At 66.8% G+C, this 20,162-nt stretch carries 19 protein-coding genes; 7 read left to right on the forward strand and 12 right to left on the reverse strand.

Annotated features, from left to right (window positions below):
• Positions 1-55: 55 nt before the first annotated feature.
• From NOO62_RS15075 to NOO62_RS15090, 4 genes are all read right to left on the reverse strand, one after another.
• Entirely contained in the window at positions 56-913 is an 858-nt protein-coding gene (locus NOO62_RS15075; protein ID WP_268771405.1) for a fumarylacetoacetate hydrolase family protein, read from the reverse strand.
• Between the two features lie 113 nt (positions 914-1,026).
• Entirely contained in the window at positions 1,027-1,788 is a 762-nt protein-coding gene (locus tag NOO62_RS15080; protein ID WP_268771406.1) for a YidC/Oxa1 family membrane protein insertase, read from the reverse strand.
• A 117-nt stretch (positions 1,789-1,905) separates the two neighbouring features.
• Entirely contained in the window at positions 1,906-2,226 is a 321-nt protein-coding gene (locus NOO62_RS15085; RefSeq protein WP_268771407.1) for a DUF6412 domain-containing protein, read from the reverse strand.
• A gap of 90 nt (positions 2,227-2,316) precedes the next feature.
• Entirely contained in the window at positions 2,317-2,847 is a 531-nt protein-coding gene (locus tag NOO62_RS15090; RefSeq protein ID WP_268771408.1) for a winged helix-turn-helix transcriptional regulator, read from the reverse strand.
• 107 nt (positions 2,848-2,954) lie between these two features.
• Here NOO62_RS15090 and NOO62_RS15095 point away from each other — a divergent pair, with 107 nt between their 5' ends.
• Entirely contained in the window at positions 2,955-4,442 is a 1,488-nt protein-coding gene (locus NOO62_RS15095; RefSeq protein WP_268771409.1) for an MFS transporter, read from the forward strand.
• Here the strand turns inward: NOO62_RS15095 and NOO62_RS15100 are convergent.
• The 3 genes from NOO62_RS15100 to NOO62_RS15110 are packed head-to-tail and all read right to left on the reverse strand — an operon-like array spanning position 4,393 to position 7,065.
• Positions 4,393-5,988 (reverse strand): sodium:solute symporter family protein, encoded by a 1,596-nt coding sequence (locus tag NOO62_RS15100; RefSeq protein ID WP_268771410.1) that lies wholly within the window; start codon positions 5,986-5,988, stop codon positions 4,393-4,395. The genes NOO62_RS15095 and NOO62_RS15100 overlap by 50 nt on opposite strands.
• Entirely contained in the window at positions 5,985-6,212 is a 228-nt protein-coding gene (locus tag NOO62_RS15105) for a DUF3311 domain-containing protein (protein ID WP_268771411.1), read from the reverse strand. Before NOO62_RS15105 ends, NOO62_RS15100 begins: the two co-directional genes overlap by 4 nt.
• A gap of 46 nt (positions 6,213-6,258) precedes the next feature.
• Positions 6,259-7,065 (reverse strand): class E sortase, encoded by an 807-nt coding sequence (locus NOO62_RS15110; RefSeq protein ID WP_268771412.1) that lies wholly within the window; start codon positions 7,063-7,065, stop codon positions 6,259-6,261.
• A 196-nt stretch (positions 7,066-7,261) separates the two neighbouring features.
• On the opposite strand from NOO62_RS15110, the gene NOO62_RS15115 reads away from it, so the two are divergent.
• Entirely contained in the window at positions 7,262-8,293 is a 1,032-nt protein-coding gene (locus NOO62_RS15115; protein ID WP_268771413.1) for a hypothetical protein, read from the forward strand.
• A gap of 274 nt (positions 8,294-8,567) precedes the next feature.
• Entirely contained in the window at positions 8,568-10,574 is a 2,007-nt protein-coding gene (locus NOO62_RS15120; RefSeq protein ID WP_268771414.1) for a GmrSD restriction endonuclease domain-containing protein, read from the forward strand.
• Between the two features lie 54 nt (positions 10,575-10,628).
• Here NOO62_RS15120 and NOO62_RS15125 read toward each other — a convergent pair whose 3' ends face one another.
• The 3 genes from NOO62_RS15125 to NOO62_RS15135 form a co-directional block, all read right to left on the reverse strand.
• A complete protein-coding gene (locus tag NOO62_RS15125) occupies positions 10,629-11,393 on the reverse strand; it encodes a protein NO VEIN domain-containing protein (RefSeq protein WP_268771415.1) in 765 nt (254 codons plus the stop codon).
• A 70-nt stretch (positions 11,394-11,463) separates the two neighbouring features.
• A complete protein-coding gene (locus tag NOO62_RS15130) occupies positions 11,464-13,299 on the reverse strand; it encodes a DEAD/DEAH box helicase (RefSeq protein ID WP_268771416.1) in 1,836 nt (611 codons plus the stop codon).
• Positions 13,299-14,708, reverse strand: a complete 1,410-nt coding sequence (locus tag NOO62_RS15135) for a ParB/RepB/Spo0J family partition protein (RefSeq protein WP_268771417.1) — start codon at positions 14,706-14,708, stop codon at positions 13,299-13,301. Before NOO62_RS15135 ends, NOO62_RS15130 begins: the two co-directional genes overlap by 1 nt.
• 127 nt (positions 14,709-14,835) lie before the next feature.
• Here NOO62_RS15135 and NOO62_RS15140 point away from each other — a divergent pair, with 127 nt between their 5' ends.
• The 3 genes from NOO62_RS15140 to NOO62_RS15150 all read left to right on the forward strand — a co-directional run bounded on the left by NOO62_RS15140 (position 14,836) and on the right by NOO62_RS15150 (position 17,227).
• Positions 14,836-15,519, forward strand: a complete 684-nt coding sequence (locus tag NOO62_RS15140; RefSeq protein ID WP_268771418.1) for a hypothetical protein — start codon at positions 14,836-14,838, stop codon at positions 15,517-15,519.
• Between the two features lie 202 nt (positions 15,520-15,721).
• Positions 15,722-16,723 carry a NaeI family type II restriction endonuclease gene (locus NOO62_RS15145; protein WP_268771419.1) on the forward strand — a complete coding sequence of 334 codons (1,002 nt, stop codon included), beginning with the start codon at positions 15,722-15,724 and terminating at the stop codon, positions 16,721-16,723.
• A gap of 51 nt (positions 16,724-16,774) precedes the next feature.
• The gene (locus tag NOO62_RS15150) at positions 16,775-17,227 is read left to right on the forward strand and encodes a very short patch repair endonuclease (protein ID WP_268775627.1); all 453 of its coding nucleotides are present in this window, start codon (positions 16,775-16,777) and stop codon (positions 17,225-17,227) included.
• Here NOO62_RS15150 and NOO62_RS15155 read toward each other — a convergent pair whose 3' ends face one another.
• Complete coding sequence (locus tag NOO62_RS15155) at positions 17,228-18,418, reverse strand: DNA cytosine methyltransferase (RefSeq protein WP_268771420.1); 1,191 nt, start codon at positions 18,416-18,418, stop codon at positions 17,228-17,230.
• A 159-nt stretch (positions 18,419-18,577) separates the two neighbouring features.
• On the opposite strand from NOO62_RS15155, the gene NOO62_RS15160 reads away from it, so the two are divergent.
• On the forward strand, positions 18,578-19,348 hold the full coding sequence (locus NOO62_RS15160; RefSeq protein WP_268771421.1) for an HNH endonuclease: 771 nt from the start codon (positions 18,578-18,580) through the stop codon (positions 19,346-19,348).
• Here the strand turns inward: NOO62_RS15160 and NOO62_RS15165 are convergent.
• Complete coding sequence (locus tag NOO62_RS15165) at positions 19,321-19,950, reverse strand: ATP-binding protein (protein WP_268771422.1); 630 nt, start codon at positions 19,948-19,950, stop codon at positions 19,321-19,323. The genes NOO62_RS15160 and NOO62_RS15165 overlap by 28 nt on opposite strands.
• Positions 19,951-20,162: the final 212 nt, after the last annotated feature.

A 20,162-nucleotide genomic window follows, 5' to 3' on the forward strand; every position in this document is an offset into this window, starting at 1 on the left:
GGAACGTCCGCGCCCACGCGTCGGGAACGTCCGCGCCCACGCGTCGCCCGGCGGGCTACGCGGCCTTCAACTCCTGCCGCTGCCGCCCCAGCCCCTCGATCTCCAGCTCCACCACATCACCGGCCCGCAGATACGGCTTCGGCTCCGGCCTGCCCATCGCCACGCCCGCCGGCGTCCCCGTGTTGATCACGTCACCGGGGTAGAGGGTCATGAACTGGCTCACGTAGCGCACCACTTCCGCGACCGGGAAGATCTGGTCGGCGGTCGTGCCGTCCTGCTTCAGCTCGCCGTTGACCCAGAGCTTCAGGGACAGGGCCTGCGGGTCGGCGATCTCGTCCGCGGTGACCAGCCAGGGGCCGAGCGGGTTGAACGTCTCGCAGTTCTTGCCCTTGTCCCAGGTGCCGCCCCGCTCGATCTGGAACTCCCGCTCGGACACGTCGTGCGCCACCGCGTACCCCGCGACGTGCGCGAGCGCCTCCTCGGCCGACTCCAGGTAGCGCGCCGTACGTCCGATGACCACGGCGAGCTCGACCTCCCAGTCCGTCTTCACGGAGCGGCGCGGCACGAGGACCGTGTCGTCCGGACCCACCACCGTGTCCGCCGCCTTGAAGAAGATGACGGGCTCGGCGGGCGGCTCGGCGCCCGTCTCGCGGGCGTGGTCGTGGTAGTTGAGGCCGATGCAGACGACCTTGCCCACCCGCCCCACCGGCGGGCCTACGCGCAGCCCGCCCGCGTCGAGAACGGGCAGGTCACCGGCGTCCGCCGCGGCCCTGATCCGGTCGAGCGCGGCCGCGTCGGCAAGCACGGCGCCGTCGATGTCGGCGACCACCCCCGACAGGTCCCTGAGGGTTCCCTCGGCGTCGAGGAGCGCGGGGCGCTCCGCGCCTGACGTACCGACTCGCAGCAGCTTCATGGTCAGACTCCATTCCTTCGGTAGCCCGGCCGATGGGTTGCGGCCATCGGAGGTTTGGTCGATCGTCCAAGGTACGCGTGCGGTATGCAATACCCGGTTCACGTACTGGACCGTTACCCAGCGGTAGCCAGCACCCCCGCTGTGCCCGGCATGTCCCGGTACAGCACGGCTCGTTCGACCGCGCTCCACGTCGTGCTGGTCACCACGTACAGCGCGGCCGCCAGCGGCACGACAGCGACCGTGAACAGAGTCATGAACGACATCAGCGGCATCACCTTCGTGATCGCACCCATGCCGGGCACCTGCTGGTCACCACCCTGGGGCAGCGGGTTGGTGGCCATCTGCGACTTCGTACGCCGGTAGTTGAACGTGGCGACGGCCGCGACGAGCAGGAACAGTCCGACGTAGACCAGCCCCTGCGCCCCGAACACTCCACCGTCCGCGAGCGCGTCCGTCCACCGGCCGCCGAGCGGTGCGGCGAACAGCGTGTGATCGAGGAGCGTGTTGGCGTCGCCGCCGATGCTGGAGCTGGAGAAGAGGTGGTAGAGCAGGAAGAACGCCGGCAGCTGGAAGAGGCTGGGCAGGCACCCGGAGATCGGCGACACCTGCTCCTCGCGGTGCAGTTCGAGGACGGCCTTCTGGAGCTTCTCGGGGTTCTTGGCGTGCTTCTTGCGCAACTCCGCGATCTGCGGGTTGAGCTTGGCGCGCGCCTTCTGTCCGCGGGCCGAGGCGCGCGAGAGCGGATGGACGAGGAGTCGTACGCAGGCGGTGAACAGCACGATCGCGGCGGCGGTCGCCGAGGCGTGGAAGAGCGGGTCGAGCAGGTCGGCGAGGTGTCCGACCAGCTCGGCGAACAGGGACATGAAAGCGGACATGGAGGAGCCCTCCGGGGGTCTCGTCGTGCCGGAAGAGAGGGCGACGGTCAGCGAGGGCTGACATCGCGTCGGCATGACGGCCCGCGAGGGGACGCTCGAAGAGCGGGAAGTGTTCCCCTACGCGGCCGTCAGGACGGGACGGCCGGGTGCTCGGGGGCGCCTGCGGCCCCTGGCGTCGGGGTCGCGTTGCGGCAGGAAGGCGGTACGCATCTCGCGGTCGCGGATGGCCGTGCGCACTCTGGTGCGGGGCACGGCGGGTGCGCAGCGCGCGGCGATCACGGAGCAGACGGCGAGCGCGGAGCCCGCGGCGGCGGTCGCGGCGAGCGCGACGGCGGAGGCGAGGCTTCCGCTGTCGACGAGGACGACCTCGACGAGGAGGAACAGGAGGAGCAGGGCCGGGCGTGCGGCCGCCTTCCCGTTACGGATCACGTCGCGCATGTCTGCCCCCTCTCCCGGTGCTCGTACGGGTACCAGTCCGACTACTGCCGTACTCCAGTGCTGCCGTACTCCAGTACTCCAATACTGCCGTTATACAGGATCGACTTCGACAGGCTGAAGGAGCCTGCGGGGCCCCGCGAGGGCGCGGCTGACCGGATCGGCGGGTTCCGGGTCGAGCCCGGGCCCCGGCACCATCTCGACGTCCCTGACGGGGACGAGACCGCCACAGGCCGGACAGTCGCCCCCGGCGCCCAGCTCGGTGCCGCACGCCGCGTGCCGGAAGTAGCGCGGCGGCTTGGTGCCGGAGATGTGGTCGCGCCCCCACGCCCCGAGCGCGCGGAGCACCGGCCACAGGGCCTCGCCGCGCTCCGTCACCACGTACTCGTGCCGCCTCGGCGCCTCGTCGCACGGCCGTTTGTCGAGCACACCCGCGGCGACGAGCGTCTGCAGGCGGGCGGCGAGGACGGCGCGCGGGATGCCGAGGTGGACGAGGAAGTCGTTGTACCGGCGCACTCCGTAGAGGGCGTCGCGGACGATGAGCAGCGTCCAGCGCTCGCCGACCACCTCCAGGGCGCGGGCCGTCGAGCACTCCTGCGCGGCGTAGTCCTTGCCGAGAGCCATGACCCCACTCTAACCATTTCTCCCGTACGAGGTTCAGTGAATGAACTCCGAATGCTACGGTCGTCGCACTCACCGAGTTCAATGACTGAACCTCGAAGGGCTCCACCATGTCCACCCGCCTCGCCCGCGCCTCCACCGACCCGACAACGACCGCTCCATCACCGACCGCCCCATCACCGGCCACTCCGGCACCGGACGTCCCCGCACCGGACACCCCCGCACCCCCGTCCGGCACCCCGCAAGCCCGCGCCACCCTCGCCGTCACCAGCGCCGCCACGGCCGTGACCCTCATGACGTACACGGCGCCGATGATCACGCTCCCCGACACGGCCGCCGCCCTGCACACCCCGCTCTCCGCCCAGGCCTGGCTGCTCAACGGCACACCGCTCGGTCTCGCCGCGGTGCTCCTGGTCGCGGGGAGCCTCGCCGACGACTACGGCCGACGGCGGATCTTCCTCTCCGGCACCGTCGCGCTCGGCATCACCACCGCGCTCTCCGCGCTCGCCGGGTCGACCTGGCTGTTCACACTGGCCCGCCTGGCCCAGGGCGCGGCGAGCGCGGCCATCCTCGCGAGCAGCCTCGGCCTGCTCGTGCACGCGTTCCCCGCGGGCGCCGGGCGGATCAGGGCGACCGGCATCTGGGGCGCATTCGTGAGCGGTGGCATCGCGGCGGGCCCGCCGGTCGCGGGGGCCCTGACGGGAGCGGGCCCGGACGGCTGGCGCTGGGCGTACGCCGCCCTCGGCGCCGCCGCCCTCGCGGTCGCCGCCCTCGCCCCGCGCGCGCTCACCGAGTCCCGCGCCGCGCGCCGCGGCCGCCCGGACCTGGCGGGCGCGGCCACCCTCGGCCTGGCCCTGACGGCGCTGGTGGCCGCGCTCACCCTCGGGCGGGACGGCTGGCTGCGCGCGCCCGTGGCGGCGCTCCTGGTCGCGGCCGCCGTACTGCTCGCCGCGTTCGTGGCGGTGGAACACCGCGTCCGGACCCCGATGCTCGACCTCGCCCTGCTGCGCCGCCCGCTGTTCCTGGCCTCGACGACGGGCGCCCTGTTCACCGGGTTCTCCGTGATCGGCCTGTTCAGCTACCTGCCGACGCTGCTCCAGCACACGCTGGGCCTCTCCGTCATGGGCACGGCCTGGCTGCTCGTGATCTGGTCGGGCACGTCCTTCGTGGCGGCGCTGCAGGCCAGGCGGCTCGCGGGCCGGGTCTCGGCCCGCCACCAACTGGCCGTCGGCTTCGCCCTGCACGCCGTCGCCGCCGTGACGATGCTGGGCGCGGCCTCCTCGGGCTCCTGGACCCGGCTGCTGCCCGGCCTCCTCGTCTCCGGCGCGGGCAGCGGCCTCCTGAACGCGGCGCTGCCACTGCTCTCGGTCGAGTCCGTGCCGGCCGAACGCGCCGCGATGGGCTCGGGCGCCAACAACACGGCGCGCTACGTCGGTTCGGCGGCGGGCGTCGCCCTGATGATCGCGGTGTCGACCTCGACGGACGACCTCGCGCACGGCGCGAACCTCGCGATGACGGTCTCCGCCTGCCTCGCCGTGCTCGCGGGAGTCACCGTGCTCCTGCTCCGGGACCGGAACCGCTCCCCCCGGCAGGCCTGACACCCCGGGCGGGCCCGGTCTCCGCCCCGTCGAACTCGTCGAACTCGTCGAACTCGTCGAACTCGTCGAGGGGATCGCGCGCGAGGACCTCGTCGTCCGGCCGCCCGTCGGCGCGGTCGGCGGGACCCGCGTACGACACCACGAGCGCGACGGCGAGATTGGCGGCGAGCGCGACGATGCCCGCGTTCACGCCGAAGACGGGGTCGTGGTCGCTGAAGACGAGCGCGCACACGATCCCCACCCCCACGACGAGCCCGCTCAACGCGCCCGCCAGCGTCAGCTTCCGCCACACCAGGCCGAGCAGCAGGATCGGTACGAGCTGGGCCATCCCCTCGTACGAGATGAGCGAGAGCCGTACGAGGGTGTTGGGCGCCCCGTACGTCATCGCGAGCGCGAGGGCTCCCGCGACGACGACCACCGCCTGCGAGGCCACCTTCTGCCGCTGCGGGGTACGCCACCGGGGCAGCAGCGACAGCACGCTGCTGCCCCACATCGTCCCGATGACCAGCATGAACACGGCCATCGGCACGATCGAGGAGAGCGCGGCGGCGACTCCGATGACGCCGACGGCCCACGCGGGCAGCGAGTCGACGACGAGCTTGAAGAGCGCGAGATTGGACTCGGCACCGACGAGCCCCGGCACGACGAAGAGCGCGGCCATGCCGAGCAGCATCGGCACGAAGAGCAGCACGTTGTAGGCGGGCAGCCAGATGGCGTTGCGCCGCAGCCCATCAGCGCTGCGCGCGCCCAGATATCCGGCGACGGTGGTCGGAAAAATAACGACAGTGAGCGCGTTGAGCAGCGAGGTCGTCGCGAACCACGCCTCTCCGTAGGCGCTGCCTCCGCTCCCCGGCAACGTCAGCCAGTCGCTCTTCTCGTCGACGATCCGGTCGAGGAAAGCCCCGTACCCGTCGAAGTAGTGCTGGGGCACGTAGATGGCGAGGAAGGCGAGCGTCCCGACGACCATCACGTCCTTGAGGACGGACACCCACGCACTCCCGCGCAGCCCGCTCACGACCACGAACCCGGTGGTGACCGCGAACCCGATGAAGTAGGCCCAGTTGAGACTGATGGCGCCGTACGAGATCGTCGACACGACCACGCCCATGCCGGTGATCTGCAACTGGATGTAGGGCAGCAGGAACACGGTGACGAGCAGCGCGACACCCGCACCGAGCCAGGGCCGCCCGTACCGGTGGGCGACCATGTCGGAGATGCTGACGAGCCCGTGCCGCCGGGCGTAGGCCCAGAGCATGGGGCCGACGACGTACCCGACGGCGTATCCGCAGGACATGTACGCGACGACGTACAGCACGGGAGCGCCGTAGTTGTACCCCCACCCGGCGGCCCCCAGATAGCTGAAGCTGGTGTACCCCTCCCCCGCCATCAGCACCCAGATGAAGACGGCCCCCAGGCTGCGCCCGCCCACGGACCACTCGGCGATCCCGCCCTGCTTGCCGCGCCCGCGGACGGCGGCGAGGCCGAGGGCGACGGTGCCGACCATGAAGACGGCGAAGACGGTGGTGGCGACGGCTCCACTACTCATGACGCCACACGCCCCTGCCGCTTCTTCTCCCGGCGGTCCCCTCTGTCCCCTCTATGGGCCATCCACACGCAGACCGGAGTGAGCACGGTCGCGCACAACAACCAGAAGAAGAGAAAAGGCAGCCCGAGGACGACGGGCCGCACGCGGTTGGCGAACGGCAGTACGCCGAGGTACAGCACGAAGGGGCCGAGCAGCCAGAGGAGATGGGGACGTCGAGCGATCACGGCCCGACCCTAGTCCCTGCCCCCGGGCTTCCCGGATCGCCCCGCACTACCTGGGCCGCATGGCCCGAAGCTTCCCCCACACGACGAGCCGGTACTTCGAGGTGTACTCGGGGGTGCAGGTGGTGAGCGTGAGGTAGTACCCGGCCCGGCTGTACCCGTACCCCTTCCGCACGTCGCTGCGCGGCACGTCACGTATGACGCCCCCGTCGTGGGCGGAGGTCCGCGCCAACGCCTTGTCGACGACGTACGTGTACACGGCCTCCCTGGTCTCCACGCGCACCTCGTCCCCGTTCCGCAGCCGGTTGATGTGGCGGAAGGGCTCGCCGTGGGTGTTGCGGTGCCCGGCGAGGGCGAAGTTGCCGCCCTGGCCCGGCTGGGCGGTACGGGGATAGTGCCCGACGTACCCCTTGTCGAGCACGCCCCCCTTACCGACCCCCTCGGCGACGGGAACGCGTACACCGATCCGCGGGATGCGGAGGACGGCGTAGGCCTGATCCCAGCGGGGCGGGGTGGGGCGGTCGGACCGCGGAAGGCCTCCGGCGCCGTCGGCATCACGCGGGCCCGAACGGCCCGCCTCCGGCGGACCCGCGCCCTCCACGGGGGAGACCCCCTCTCCCCCGCTCCCGGCCCCGGCCCCGGGCGCCCGCCCCCAATCCTCCTCAAGAGCCTCGACCTTGCGCTCGGCGGCGGCACGGGCTTGCCGATTGGTCCACCACAGCTGATGCACGACGAGAAGGAGCAACACGACCCCGAGGGTGACGGCGACCTCGGCGCTGTTCCACGCCAGCCGCGCGGCGACGGAGCGGCGACCCCGCGATCGCCCCTGCTGAACGACAGGTACCCGTACGCGCACGACGCCTCCTCGATCCGACGACCGCCCCGGCCAGCGCCCCGACCACCGCCCCGACCCCTGCCGCTGCCGCTGCCGCTGCCGCGGGGAGGATAGGCGCCGCACCCGCAACAATCCATGGCCGCCGCCGCGGCCGGACCAGGGCGGGGACCGTACCGACCCTCCTACGGAAGGCCCTCTCGGCAGTACCGTGTCCCGTATGCGCCCCGAGAAGCCTGCTGCTGCCGCTGACGTCGACGTCGACCACATCGCCGAAGCCGCGCGCCTGGAACGCACGGCCGACCTGTACCCGGAGGACGCCGAACAGCTCCTCCTCCAGGCCGCGGCCCACCTGGAACTGGCCGGCGCGCGAGACCGCGCGACGACGCTCTACGACAGCCTCCTGTCACCGTCCGCCCCGCACCCGCCCTCCGCCCCGCTCCTGATCCGCGCCCTGAAGGCGTCCAACCTGTGGGAGTACGGGCACGAGGCGGAGGCGAGGGCGATCATCGACGGCGTCCGCGCGGCCGCGCCGCGGGACCCGGCGCCATGGGTGATCGTGGCGGAGTCGCTCGAATCCCACGACGAGCTGGAGCAGGCGCACGCGGCGTTCACGGAGGCGGCGACGCTGCTCATCCCGGCCACGCCGGACCCCCCGTACGCCACGCACCCGATCCTCTTCGGCCGCCACCGCGTACGCCGCCTCCTGGGTGCGGACCACGACGACTGGGACGCGCTGGCGGACCACGTCTCCTCGGCCCCGGTCCCGCTGGACGAACTGCACGACCCGAAGCGGGTGTGGTCGCTCGGCTCGGAGAACCCGGCGGAGCTGCGCGCGGAAATCGCCCGCATCCAGGCGGAGTTGGGCTCGTACAGGGAGGCGCTCTCCCGCCCCTTCCCGGTGGCGGTACTCCACTGGCCCGCGACGGAGCTGACGGAACTCCTCACGGCGTACCCGTCCCTGACCTCGGAGTACCCGTCCCACGAGGCGCACCTGTCGACCATAGAGTCCTCCCTCCGCGAACTCTCCGCCTCCGGCACGCCGAACCTGGGCATCGTCACGGGAACGGTCCCGTCCTACGAGGCCTTCGCGGCGTCGGAGGCGTCCTCCCCGGAGGACCCGTCACTCCTCCCCCAGTACGCGACGACGCTGGCGGCGCGGGGGCGGGCGGTGTCTTGGCCGCCGGAGGGGGATGGGGTGTGTTGGTGTGGGTCGGGGGTGGCTTATGAAGGGTGCCACGGTCTGCAGTAGAAATCCCCATCACAGACGGAGACGATCAATAGTCACCCTCGCTACGCAAACGGTTCGACGGAACCACGCAGCGCCCAACATAGCTTTCATTGTTGAGCAGAGAATCAGTCATGTTGAAGGTTTCGTCGGAATTCCCTATGCCAGGGGCATACGCTGACCTCTTGGGGCGGCGTTGTCGGCACACTCGCATGAGCCGAGGCGTCGCATCCGCATCTCTGTGAACAGCGGGCACCTGATCAGGCTCGTGAGGCAAGGGCCGGGGAGACACCACAGCATGGCAGTAGAGCGCACCAACAGGGACGTCCAGACCCTCATCGCGCAGATCTCCGCAGGGGAGATCATGCTCCCTGAGATCCAGCGCGGTTACGTCTGGAAGGCCACGCAAATAGCGAAGCTAGTCGAGTCCCTGTACCGAGGCTATCCAGCGGGATCACTTCTGCTGTGGAAGACCGACGAGCCCCCTGAGACTCGCGCGGCGGCGATCGGCTCCAGCCAGCCAATCCCGAGTGTGATGCCCCTGTACTTGCTCGACGGCCAGCAGCGTCTTACCTCCCTGTACCGGGTGCTCACTGACCACGCTGACGCACAGATCGTGTTTAACATCGAGACGGAAGCATTCCAGAATCAGAGTGCGGCCACCCGCCGCAACAAGAAGTGGGTCAGGGTCTACGACGTTGTGCGCCCCGACGCGGACACCTTCGCTCTGTACAGCGAGCTGCAGTCAGCCGACCTCACTATCAGCGACGCCAAGATCAGACAGCGGCTCAAGGCACTTGAGAGAATTACTGAGAGGGACTTCCATATGGAAGTCCTCCACGAGTTCGAATACGAAGAAGTGACGCAGATCTTCGTCCGCGTCAACAGCGGAGGCCGGGCACTCAAGACTACCGACCTCGCCATGGCGACGCTGTCCGCCCGATCCCCCGGGTTTCTACGGCAGTTGGAGGAGGAGTCGGCTCACTGGGCCGAGCTCGGGTACCGAGCCATTGATGTCAACTTCCTCATCAAGGCGATCACCCTTAGCTTGTCCATATCCGGCAAGCGCACCTCGTCCGTCTCAAGGCTGACAACCGCGAGCCGTGAGTCGGTAGCGGAGGCATGGGAGCGAGTGCGGCGAGGGCTGGAGCGGGTCGTCTCGCTACTCAAGGACCGACTGCTCGTCCCCACTACCGCGCTTATTCCGTCGATCAGCGCCTTGCATCCGCTCATTGTTTTTCTGGGCCGCGAACCAGTGGTAGCGCGCATTGCACCTGAGATGGAGGACGGCCTGCTGTACTGGTTCATGGCCGCCACAGCACGTAACCGTTACGGCGGAGCAACAGACAGTTCCCTCACTCGAGACGTGAAGGCGCTCGACACCGAAGATCCGGTCCGTTCGTTGCTGGCCAACGTGGGAATCGACGGGAGCGGTCTCGTGGTGACGGCTCGCGACCTCGTCGGCCGGAACCAATCGAGCCCGTACTTCCTCTTCTGCTACCTCGCAGCCGCCCATGCAGACGCGCACGACTGGTGGGATGGCGGCCCGATTTCTGCCACCGCAGAAGGTTCCGACAAGCCCGAGTACAGCAACATTCACCCTGCACAGACGCTTCGAAGTCACCAGAACAAGTACTCGGCCGCAGATATCAACGAACTTGCGAACATCGTCTTCGTCTCGGAAGGGACTGCGAAGAACATCATCGGTAGGCGCTCCCCGGCTGCGTACATACAGCAAGTCGCCGCGAGCGATCTGACCGCGCACGCCATTCCCACCGAGCCAAGAGTCCTTGAGGCGTCCGGATACAGCCAATTTCTGGCAGCTCGCCGGATGCTACTCGCTGGACGCATTACAGGGCTTCTTAATCAGTTTCGGCCGGCTTTCCTGAGCGGGGAGACCCACGAGCAACCGCACCCGGAGGTTCAGAGGTCACTCACGCTCGTCGCGTACACCGCAGGCCACGGCACCAATCTCGTGGCGCAAGCCATACTCAATAAGCGGTCGTGGACCGGAAAAATCAACGTTGCCGAACTCGAAGCTGCTCTCGACACGGCGGCTAGCGGGATCGACAGTGACGTCACCATCGCCGGAGAGTCTTCCCCGTTGCAGACCGACGAGGACGGCGTGACGTTGCCCATTGGCCCGTTCAGGGTACGCGGCACCATTAACCAGTGGCGTGCTTCCCTGAAGGCGGTCTTCGAGGATGTCCGGCCCTCTGCTAGTGACCAAGAGGTGCAAGAGAGCCAGTGGTCGGGGGACCTAGATGAGCTCCTCCTGACGGATATCGGACGACACAGCGCATAGGCTGCGCGCGTGGTTCTGCGCGCGAATAGACGTACGCAGAACCACGCGCGAGCGTCAGTCAGCAGCAGTCCCAGCGATCTTTGCAGGGGCGTCACCCGCGAACAGCGGAAGGAGTGCAGGGATCCCCTTCTCCGGGACCTCTGGAGGCACTTCAAGCCGACAGGACTCCCAGCGCCCGTACAAGCCCGGGTCAACGGGGACCTGAGCAACGATCCACTCCCTTGGAACGGTTGCGACGGACAGTAGCGCCAGATCAGCGGTCAGGCGCACCGCGACGAGTTGCCACGCCGGATCCCGGCGCATCGTCTCGTACTCGTTTCGTGACAAGTAAAGAGTGAGTCGACCGCGTCGCATCGTGGCCTTGGCTTCTATGTGCGCTGAGGCCTTATTCGCATGCACGGCGATGTCATATCCATACCCATCGGAATGCGCTGCAACGTGCTCTATCCGCGCAGGCACCTCAGCGGTAAGGAGCTCAACAAGAGTCAGCTCGCCAGCCAGTCCGATTTGCTCGCGGCGTGCAGTGTCCACCTTTCCCCACACAGACTGGATATGAGCGAAAGCTTCGTCTGCAGTGAGCTCCAGTGCTTTGGCGGCCATCAAAGCGTCCTGGGGGAGCTCTCCAGGGTCCCGGATCAGCAGATCGGCATCTGTGAACCATGGAGAGCCGCTCTCCGAAACAGCAAGTCTGAAGACACGGTCGTGGACAGGCCTCGGATTGCGCACATCATCGAGCAGTCCATTCTTCCTGAGCCAGTTATAAGCCGCCTCGTACTGGGTTGGAGTGATGTCGCTGTACTCCGGGTGGGCAGTGAACACCGAACGGGATCGCGCGACGCCGGACGACGACAGGTGCCTCAGCCACCGGGCCGCCGCGCGGAGGACCGGGTCAGGAGGTATGGGCACGGAAGTGGCCCATCAGTGCTTGAAGGTCACGCTGGTCCAGACCGCCGCCGACAGGAGGCTCCTCATCGAGGTCGGCCAGCTCCTGGACAGCTGGGTCATCGAGAATCCTTCCCATGAACTGGAGCTTGTCGCTGAGGCGTTGATCGACGACTTCGTCGATGGTGGCCTCCGAAGCGAGAACCGATATACGGGTCTCTGCCTCTGGGTCGAGACCGAGCCGGTGAATGCGGTCGAGGCTCTGGAGAAAGCGTCCGGCCGCGAAGTCCCGGTCCACATAGACTGCGTCGTGGCAGTGGTGATGCAGACTGATGCCTTCTCCAAGTGTGGCCGGGTTCGAGAGCAGTACCATGCAGTCGGGGTCGTTCCGGAACCGTGCGATCTGTGCGTCGCGGTCCTCGGTGCCACCATGAACCATGGCAGGTGAGAACTCTCCGAGAATACGGTCCAATGTGTTAAGACTCCGAATGAACGTCGACCAGACAAGCGTCTTTCGACCCTGGGCTGCATTTTGCGCGACGACCGCAAGGGCCTCCTGGTATTTGGGCGACATCTCGTAGCTTGGCAAGTCCCGCATCAGGTCGAACAAGGGAGTACCTTCAGGGGCCTTCAAGGGAGGAACTTGGTACGCAAGCGGTTCATAGCGAGTCGTTCCTACAGTAAGCAATGCAGGGCTCGTTGCGGCCATCAACAGGTAAACGATGATTTTCCCCAGAGCCTGAAAATCGCCCTCTGACCCTGCAGCTCGGGCAGAAAAACGGCCGATAAGCGCTTCGTAGACCTCACGGTGCAAGGCCGGCATCGGCACGAGCCTCAGGCTGGTAGTCACCGGAGGCAGCCCGAGCTCCCCCTTCGTAGTCCGGGTGAAGAGCGGCCGCAGTACCTGACTGGCTTTCGCCAGATCGCCGCCGGCCACGGCTTGGGTCACCTTCTGCCGTCCGTGGCCGGGCCAGACAAAGCCGAATAGGTTCTCCAGGTCCTTTACACCGTTCGGCGCCGGAGTACCCGTGAGGATCAACCGGCGACGGGCGCGGGGCCCAAGCGCGAGACAGGCCGCCCCGTAGGTGCCCTCAGCGCCTAGCTTCATCCTATGGGCCTCATCGAGCAAAAGCAGTGAAGGCCTGGCTGTAAGCCACTGCCCGAGCTCAGCTAATGCACCATCAAGGCGCTCGTAGTTAACGATGAACGCTTCCGTGGCAGGATCAGCCGCGCGCGAGAAGACACTCATGCGCAACGGTTCCGCGAAGCAATACTGGTTCTCAGACTGCCAGGACTCGTAGCAGGACTTCGGCCCGACGATCAGGAACCGCTCGATCCCCTGCGTCTGCCGGAGGGCCTGGAAGACAGCGAGACCAACGCGCGTTTTACCAGCTCCGGGAACTGAGAAGTTCGCCCCATGGCGCAACGACAGCAGCTTGGCGATGTCCCTGCGCTGGAATGACGTCAGGTCGCCGATCCATTCCTCCCCCAGCAGGTCATAGACCTGACTGGGGTCCAGATCCTCCGCGGTGTCAGCTGGCGTCCGGTCGAGACGTTCGGCAACGGCCTGTGCATCGACTGCGGAGTCCGTGGCCAGAGTCGCCAGCTGCGGGTCCCACTGCACATCCCTCTGATGAGGCCAAGTAGACAGCGCAATTAGGTTCGTGAGCAGATCGTCAATCTCGACTTCCAACGTCCCTGACGACCGCTGCGCACTAGTGCGAAACCGCAACGCCAGCCGACGCAAGTCGTCGTGGTGGTCAGCCGCTGCTGTCAGACGAGCCCTGGTCGCACTCTCGCCAAAGCCAATCTCCAGGCTGGGCGCGGAGCTCGACGGTGGCATCAGTGCTCCTGCGTAGCGTCGAGAAGCCATGCCACACCGTCACTCGGCGAGCTGAACGTCCGCCCGGCCTGCTTGGCAAGCCGGACCAGGCTGGCTCGCAGGGTGATCAGTGCATCATCGAAAGCGTCTTCATCCAGGGCCCTCTTGGATTTGGCTTCAGCGAACTCCGCCGCACATTGGTTCACGTAGTCGGCGGCGTCTGTGAGCCTTTCAGGGACCGCCACCTGGCGCTTATGAAGCTGGGCGTTCTGCCCAGCCATCTTCACGGCGACATCGAAGGTCTTCCGCGCTGACTTGATCAGCCTGTCGGCCGACGTCACCTCTGCGGCTCCCAGCAGGTCCCCCGCCTGGGAAGCGGCCTTGGCCCGCAGGAGGGTGTCCGTGAGCGTGCGGGTAGTCTTCACCGCCGCCGTCGCGTCAGCGACCTGGACTCCGGGCAGCCCAGGGATCTGCACGGCGGTCGGCTGCTGAGCGGCCGGCCTCAAATTATCAGGCAGTCGATCGCTCAGATAGCGGGTGTGGAAGTCTGCTTCGGCAAGGCGCACAGACGTCTTCGGGTAGTTCAGCACCACCATCGCCAAGCGTGACTCCTTCAACTGTTCGGAGGCGTCAGGGTCAGTTTTGGACAGTTTCTTGTAGTCACGGTGCAGCTCCCGGAGCTTCTCCTGGTGGTCTTCAAAGTCCACCAGCCGCAGGCACACCCCGTCAGCAGTGCTGCTACGGTCTATCGCTTCCTGGATCAACTGGTAGACCCAACGGTCCTGATGAAGCGTTGTGGTCTTGATGTTGAAGTCTCGGGCGACATCTTCCTCGCGTCGACCGCTCGCAAGCTCATCCTCGATGGCTATGAGGCGGTTGATGTATGAGTACTCGCGGCGCTTGTCCCGGCGCAACTGCAGGGCTAGCTCGACGTTGTTGATGTCACGCCGCGAGGTGTCCGGCGGCAGAATGCCGACACGGATGTCCTTGACGCCCAGGTCTCTGAGTGCGGCACAACGGGTATTGCCGTCGACCAGGATCCCGTCGGGGCTGATGATCCCCGGCTCTTTCTGACCGAAGTCATCGAGTTCATCCTGCAGAGCGCTGTAGTCCGGGTCCGTCTGGTTCGGATTCGAGGGCTTACAACGCAACAGGTCGTGCAGGTACTGCTGCGCAGGCTCGCTCCAAGGCTCCTCCTCGAGAACCCGGTTGCGCTCCGGATTCAGTGTGCGCTGCGCACGGATACGGTGGGTGTCCGGGTTGAAGTAGAGCATGTCCACCGGCATGGAAATGACATGCAGGTGCCTGTGCTCCCCCCGCCACTCCACACTGATCTTGGCGCCGTTCTCAGCCATGGCCTGTTTCAGACGCTCTTCCACCAGGGAGCGAACCCTCTCACCCTCAGGCGGAACGCCGAACTTCGTAGCCATAGCCAAATCCTCCCGCTGTCTCCTGACACCCCTCTCCCTGCATCATGGCAGGAACCACCCACACTGAGCTCGCCGGTGATCCACAATCGTTGCTCCGAGCCCCCGGAGAACGGAGCAGAAGGTGTCCATGCCCACTTGGAACGATCCTGAGCTCAAGGCTGGCACCATGATCAAAGGAGCTCTGTGGCTGGTCCAGGAGGTCGGCGTAGGGGGGACGTTCACCAAGGGGCAGCTCCGCAACGCGTTCCCCGGCGTTTCCCAAGCCGACCGTCGCCTCCGTGATCTGCGTGACTACGGCTGGGTCATCCTCACGAATACCGAGGACGCGACGCTGCTGGCAGAGGACCAACGCTTCGTCAAAGCCGGAGTGCCTGTATGGGATCCAGCCGCACGGCGAGCTGCTGCGCCTCAGAAGGCGATCTCCGCGAAGGAGAAGCAGTCCGTCATGGCGCGTGACGGCTTCATGTGTACGGTGTGCGGCATTGCTGGCGCCGAACCGTACATCGACGACTCCAACCAGACCGCTGTCCTGTCCGTTACGCGCCGCGAGACGATCCTCCCGGACGGCCGCCATGAGACTCTGCTGCTGACCGAGTGCAAGCGTTGCCGCGCCGGTTTCCAGAGTTTCCCTGCCCGGGCTGACGAGGTCCTCGCCGATATCAAGGCTCTGGACCCAAGTGAGCAGCGGCGCTTGGTCCATTGGGCGAAGCGTGGCCGACGCGGTTCCACGCCCCTGGAGCGAGCCTGGAACGCGTACCGACGGCTACCCGCCGCTGCTCGTGACGAGATTCAGTCCCAACTCGAGGCCTGACCCGAACGCGGCCCCTTTGCCTCACCAGCAGGCCGCCGGGCTTTCTGGGACGAGCCTGCGGCTGCCGCTGCGATCCGCGCCCTCCCGGCGTCACGAGTGATTACGAGCCGGGATGCCGCCCAGTCGGGCGGTGGTGCTGTCAGTTGGGGCAGATAGCTTTATCGCACCCAACGATCGTCATCCCACGGAAGAGGGTGCTTTGTTGCTCCCCATCGAGGTCGATGCCTCCGCAGCCATCAACGTGCACTCCCGCCCGCTCCTAGAGGAGGACGAAGGGCTTGCCTCTGTGCGCCATCGCCTCCGTCAGCTTGACCCAGAGGGCAAGCGCTTCGCGGCGGTCCTCCGAGACACCATCGATCAGCTGCTCAACGGGGAGTCCACAGGCCGCTACGCCTGGGAGCAGCTGCGCCAGACCGAGAAGACACACGCAGGCTCCATGGTGGAGATCAACCTTCACCGCGAGTTCGATTTCGCGGACGGCGATGCGACGGACTATCGGATCGCTGGAATCGAGGTCGACTGCAAGTTCTCGCAGAAGCTTGGTGGCTGGATGATTCCACCCGAGGCTGTGGGCCACGTATGCCTGCTCGTATGGGCCAGCGACACCAGGAGCCAGTGGTCCGCGGGCCTCATGCGCATCCAGGAGCAGTTCCTCAACCTAGGTAAAAACAGAGACCGGAAGCTGACGGTCAAGGCGGAGCACCGGAAGAGAATCTTCTGGCTCTGGTACAACGCTCCCCTCCCCGAGAACGTGCTGCTACACCTTCCTGCTGAGACACGCGACCAGATCCTTCTCCAGGGTAATCGGCAGGGGCAAGCCCGCGTCATCCAACTGTTCGAGAAAGTCCAGAACAGGAAGATCGGCCGTGGTGCCGTACGCACTGCAGCGCAACAGCTTGATTACTTGGCCCGACTCCGCGAAGGCAAGGGCAGAGCTCGCACAGTCCTGCGTGAGAAGGGAATTCTCATCGCCGGGCCCTACGGAAAGCACCGGGATATCGCCGAGCGGTTCGGCGCCGAGGTGCCGGGCAGAGGCCAGTTCGTTAGTTTCCGCGTATGTGAAGCGAAACCCCAGCACGAGGACCGCCCGCGCGTCGACCTCGGCGGCAAGAGCTGGGTACTAGCCCGGCCCTCCGACCCTGACGAGCCAGGTCCTAAGCTTCCTAAAGTCACCAATGCTGAGACTGAAGCGGCGGAGTTCTGACCACCCGCCTTAGGAGGTGCGCCGCTCACTGTGCCCGAACAAGAACCGTGGATCCCCCCGGAAGGTTCGTGGGCCTCGTCCGCCGCCCGCCGACGGAACATGCAGGCCATCCGGAGCCGGGACACGAAGCCCGAGAGGCTGATCCGCAGGCTCGTGCACGCGCAAGGATTGCGCTACCGGGTCGCCGCCAAGCCTCTTCCGGGCCTGCGCCGGACCGCGGACATGGTCTTCCGCCCGGCGCGGGTCGCCGTGTTCATTGATGGGTGTTATTGGCACGGCTGCCCTGAGCACTACGTGCCGCCGAAGACGAACTCCGGCTACTGGTCGGACAAAGTCCTCCGGAACATGACCCGCGACCGGGATACCGACCAGCGCCTCACCGACGCCGGCTGGCTCGTGCTCCGCTTCTGGGAGCATGAGCCAGCCGACGATTGCGCGGCGCGGATCGCGGCAGAGGTCGAGAGGCGTCGGGCCCGCAGCCGGGACGACGACCAGGGCGCTTGATCAGCCCTTCTTTTGGTCGCGCTCGCGCGCAGCCTTGAGGACGTCCAGAATCGATCCTCCGACCGCCTTTGCCACGGGGGGCGGGAAAGCATTTCCCACCTGCCGGTACTGCGCAGTCTTTCCTCCGGTGAAATCCCACTTCCGCGGGAATCCCTGAATAATCGCAGCCTGCTCCACCGTGAGCATGGGACCGTCCGGCCTGAAGAGGTCGCGTTCCTCGGTCCCCTTCTCCTTGCACTTGTCGGCGTCGTTGGCAACGCCAACTCCCGAGACGCCGAGCTGCTTCCAGGCGGCCTTTGCCCGGCTGGGCCCCAGGTCCGCCCCACCGTGCTTCTTTGATCCGCCGACGAGAGTGGGTGCGATGCCACCACCCTTGCCCTTGAGCTCGGCATCACGCTTTGTAGCCTTGTCCAACCAACGGTCGTAGGCAGCCCGAGCCTGCTCCGCGTATTCCCCCTCGAAGTACCGCTCGTACCGCTCGTACATGGTCGGCTGAAGGCTTACGGCGACACTGACCGGGTCCTCGTGTGTCGGCGTCGGCCACTCGTACTTGACGTCCTTCAGCACATCGTTCCGGATGGCCACGAGGATGGCGCGCGGGCGGAGTTGAGGGACGCCGAAGTCGCTGGCTTCCAGGACACCCCACTTGCAGACGGTGTAGCCGAGTCCCTGGTCGTGGGCCTGCTCGCCGTTCTCCTCCAGGTACGCGCCCCCCTGAAGTCTGGCCAGGATCCAGTCGCGGTAGTCGGCGAACTTCGGGTCCATGATCCCGCGGACGTTCTCGATCATCACCGCCCGCGGGTTGAGCTCCTCGACCAGTTCCAGCATGCGCGGAAAGAGGTCGCGCTCATCGTCTCTGCCGAGCTGCTTGCCGGCGTGCGAAAACGGCGGGCACGGGACGCCGCCTGCGAGGAGGTCAAGACCGTGGCTCCGGAGCAGCTCGCCGCTCTTCTTCAGGTCCTCGGAGGGTGTGAAGTCCTTGACGTCGGCTGACAGGACGTCGCAGTACTCCCTCTCCCAGCTCCAGCCATCCTGATGGGAAATGTTCTCACCGAGAGTCGCGGCCGCATGCGCGTCGATCTCCACCAGTGCGAGATGTCTGAACCCAGCCTGATGCAGACCGATGGCCTGCCCACCTGCTCCGGCACAGATCTCCACAGAGGTGTACTCAAGCTCATTCATGTGGGCCATGCCCCCTCCTTACCGATGCGCAGCGGCGGGCACACTGCGCGCACCACCATCACAGAGGGTGACAGACCCCACTGACAACGAGACCTCCAAGTGTGCCGGACGTTGCATAGTTCGCTGAACACACCCTCCGCCACGCCGAACACTCATACGATATTGCCCATGCGGATCCCTGCGTGGACTGAGGATGAACTGGTACTGGCTGGCGCACGCGTCGTAAAGAATGGCTGGCACGAGCTGCGAACCGAGCATCCGGAGGTTCAGGAGCTGTCCGAGCTGCTGCGGTCGCTCCCCATTCATCCCGCGGAGGCTCTCGCCCTCCCTGGGTTCCGGTCTCCGGACAGCGTCAGCCGCAAGACCAGCGACTTCGCGACGAACCACCCCGCCTACAGCCGCAAAGGCACCCGCTGCGGAGAACCGACACGCCTGATGATCAAGGCCTTCATCGATCGCGAGGCCGAGATGCTTGAGGCCGCCCGGGCGATCGAGGACGGAATCGGCTCGGGGCGGCTGCAGCTCATCCCGCCCCAGCCCGATGAGATCGACGACTTCGGTTCCACCGCCATCGAGGGGCGACTTCTCGTCCGTCAGGCGCTGGCTCGCGAGCGAGACCCGAAACTCCGCAAGCTGAAGATCAAGCAGGCGCGGCAGAACGGCCGTCCGCTGCGCTGTGAAGTCTGCGACTTCGACTTCGTACGCACCTACGGCGCGCTCGGCGAGGGATACATCGAGGTGCACCACGTCACGCCCCTCCACATATCCGGCTCCCGAAGCACCAGGCTCGACGACCTTGCCTGCCTGTGCGCCAACTGCCACCACATGTGCCACAAGAACCGCCGGGGAGAATCCTGGCGCACTCCCGACGCGCTGAGGGCCCTGATTGCCGATACGGCCTCCCGCAGCCCTCACGCCGCCTCCGCCGCCGACTCGTAGCGGTCCAGCGCCAGACCCAGCACCTCGTCCGGGTCTCCGCCCTGTGCAGCGAGCCAGTGCAGCAGGTCAGCGATGGCCTCGGGGACCAGCACCCCCAGAACCACATGCCCTGGCGTGCTCATCAGGTCGGGGCCGATCATCCTGCAGTACTCGTCCAGTACCGCCGCTGCGCGCTGGACCCGCGCGCACTGCAGGGCAGGGGTCAGCAAGATCTCGCACCACACCGCCTTCCCCGTAGCCGTCACACGAGTGCCCCACTCCTCGCTCAGGGCAGCGAGGAGGTGGAGGCCCCGGCCGCATTCCGCCTCCCCGCACACCGCGCTCAGCGTCGGCACGGCCCGACTCCCGTCGTGCACCTCGACGCGGAGGCGGTCCCCGCGGGGCTCGAGTACCAGCGTCGCCGGCGCGCCCTCGCCCACGTGCTTGATGACGTTCGTCGCCAGCTCCGTCGCGACCAGCCCCACCTCATCGAGGACGCTCAGCGCACCCCACTGCTCCAAGTTGCGCTTCACCTCCAGGCGGAGGAGATGGACTTCCTTCGGTGCCGCCTCGAATGGCAGGACACAGCGCAGCCGCTGTGCGCCCTCTTCGTGCATGGACATGGAGAGGCTCCCTCCCAGGCCACGCAGCGCTGCGCCCGCCGTATCCGTACGGCTACACCGCGTAGTGAGTGGTTCGAGCATGGCACAGAGAAGTCTTGCTGTGTAACTTCTCACCGTTATCCTTCGAGTGAACTCGGTGGGGTGTCAGCCAAGTTGGCGCTTAGCCTGGTCGCGGCCCGCGGGGAGCGGGACTCCGACCCTCGGGCGGGACG

The sequence above is a fragment of the Streptomyces sp. Je 1-369 genome, from assembly GCF_026810505.1.
Classification (GTDB): domain Bacteria; phylum Actinomycetota; class Actinomycetes; order Streptomycetales; family Streptomycetaceae; genus Streptomyces.

Coding starts and splice junctions, on each gene's coding strand:
- NOO62_RS15075 (WP_268771405.1), bottom strand. CDS start 913: ATGAAGCTGCTGCGAGTCGGTACGTCAGGCGCGGAGCGCCCCGCGCTC.
- NOO62_RS15080 (WP_268771406.1), bottom strand. CDS start 1,788: ATGTCCGCTTTCATGTCCCTGTTCGCCGAGCTGGTCGGACACCTCGCC.
- NOO62_RS15085 (WP_268771407.1), bottom strand. CDS start 2,226: ATGCGCGACGTGATCCGTAACGGGAAGGCGGCCGCACGCCCGGCCCTG.
- NOO62_RS15090 (WP_268771408.1), bottom strand. CDS start 2,847: ATGGCTCTCGGCAAGGACTACGCCGCGCAGGAGTGCTCGACGGCCCGC.
- NOO62_RS15095 (WP_268771409.1), top strand. CDS start 2,955: ATGTCCACCCGCCTCGCCCGCGCCTCCACCGACCCGACAACGACCGCT.
- NOO62_RS15100 (WP_268771410.1), bottom strand. CDS start 5,988: ATGAGTAGTGGAGCCGTCGCCACCACCGTCTTCGCCGTCTTCATGGTC.
- NOO62_RS15115 (WP_268771413.1), top strand. CDS start 7,262: ATGCGCCCCGAGAAGCCTGCTGCTGCCGCTGACGTCGACGTCGACCAC.
- NOO62_RS15120 (WP_268771414.1), top strand. CDS start 8,568: ATGGCAGTAGAGCGCACCAACAGGGACGTCCAGACCCTCATCGCGCAG.
- NOO62_RS15130 (WP_268771416.1), bottom strand. CDS start 13,299: ATGCCACCGTCGAGCTCCGCGCCCAGCCTGGAGATTGGCTTTGGCGAG.
- NOO62_RS15135 (WP_268771417.1), bottom strand. CDS start 14,708: ATGGCTACGAAGTTCGGCGTTCCGCCTGAGGGTGAGAGGGTTCGCTCC.
- NOO62_RS15140 (WP_268771418.1), top strand. CDS start 14,836: ATGCCCACTTGGAACGATCCTGAGCTCAAGGCTGGCACCATGATCAAA.
- NOO62_RS15155 (WP_268771420.1), bottom strand. CDS start 18,418: ATGGCCCACATGAATGAGCTTGAGTACACCTCTGTGGAGATCTGTGCC.
- NOO62_RS15160 (WP_268771421.1), top strand. CDS start 18,578: ATGCGGATCCCTGCGTGGACTGAGGATGAACTGGTACTGGCTGGCGCA.
- NOO62_RS15165 (WP_268771422.1), bottom strand. CDS start 19,950: ATGTCCATGCACGAAGAGGGCGCACAGCGGCTGCGCTGTGTCCTGCCA.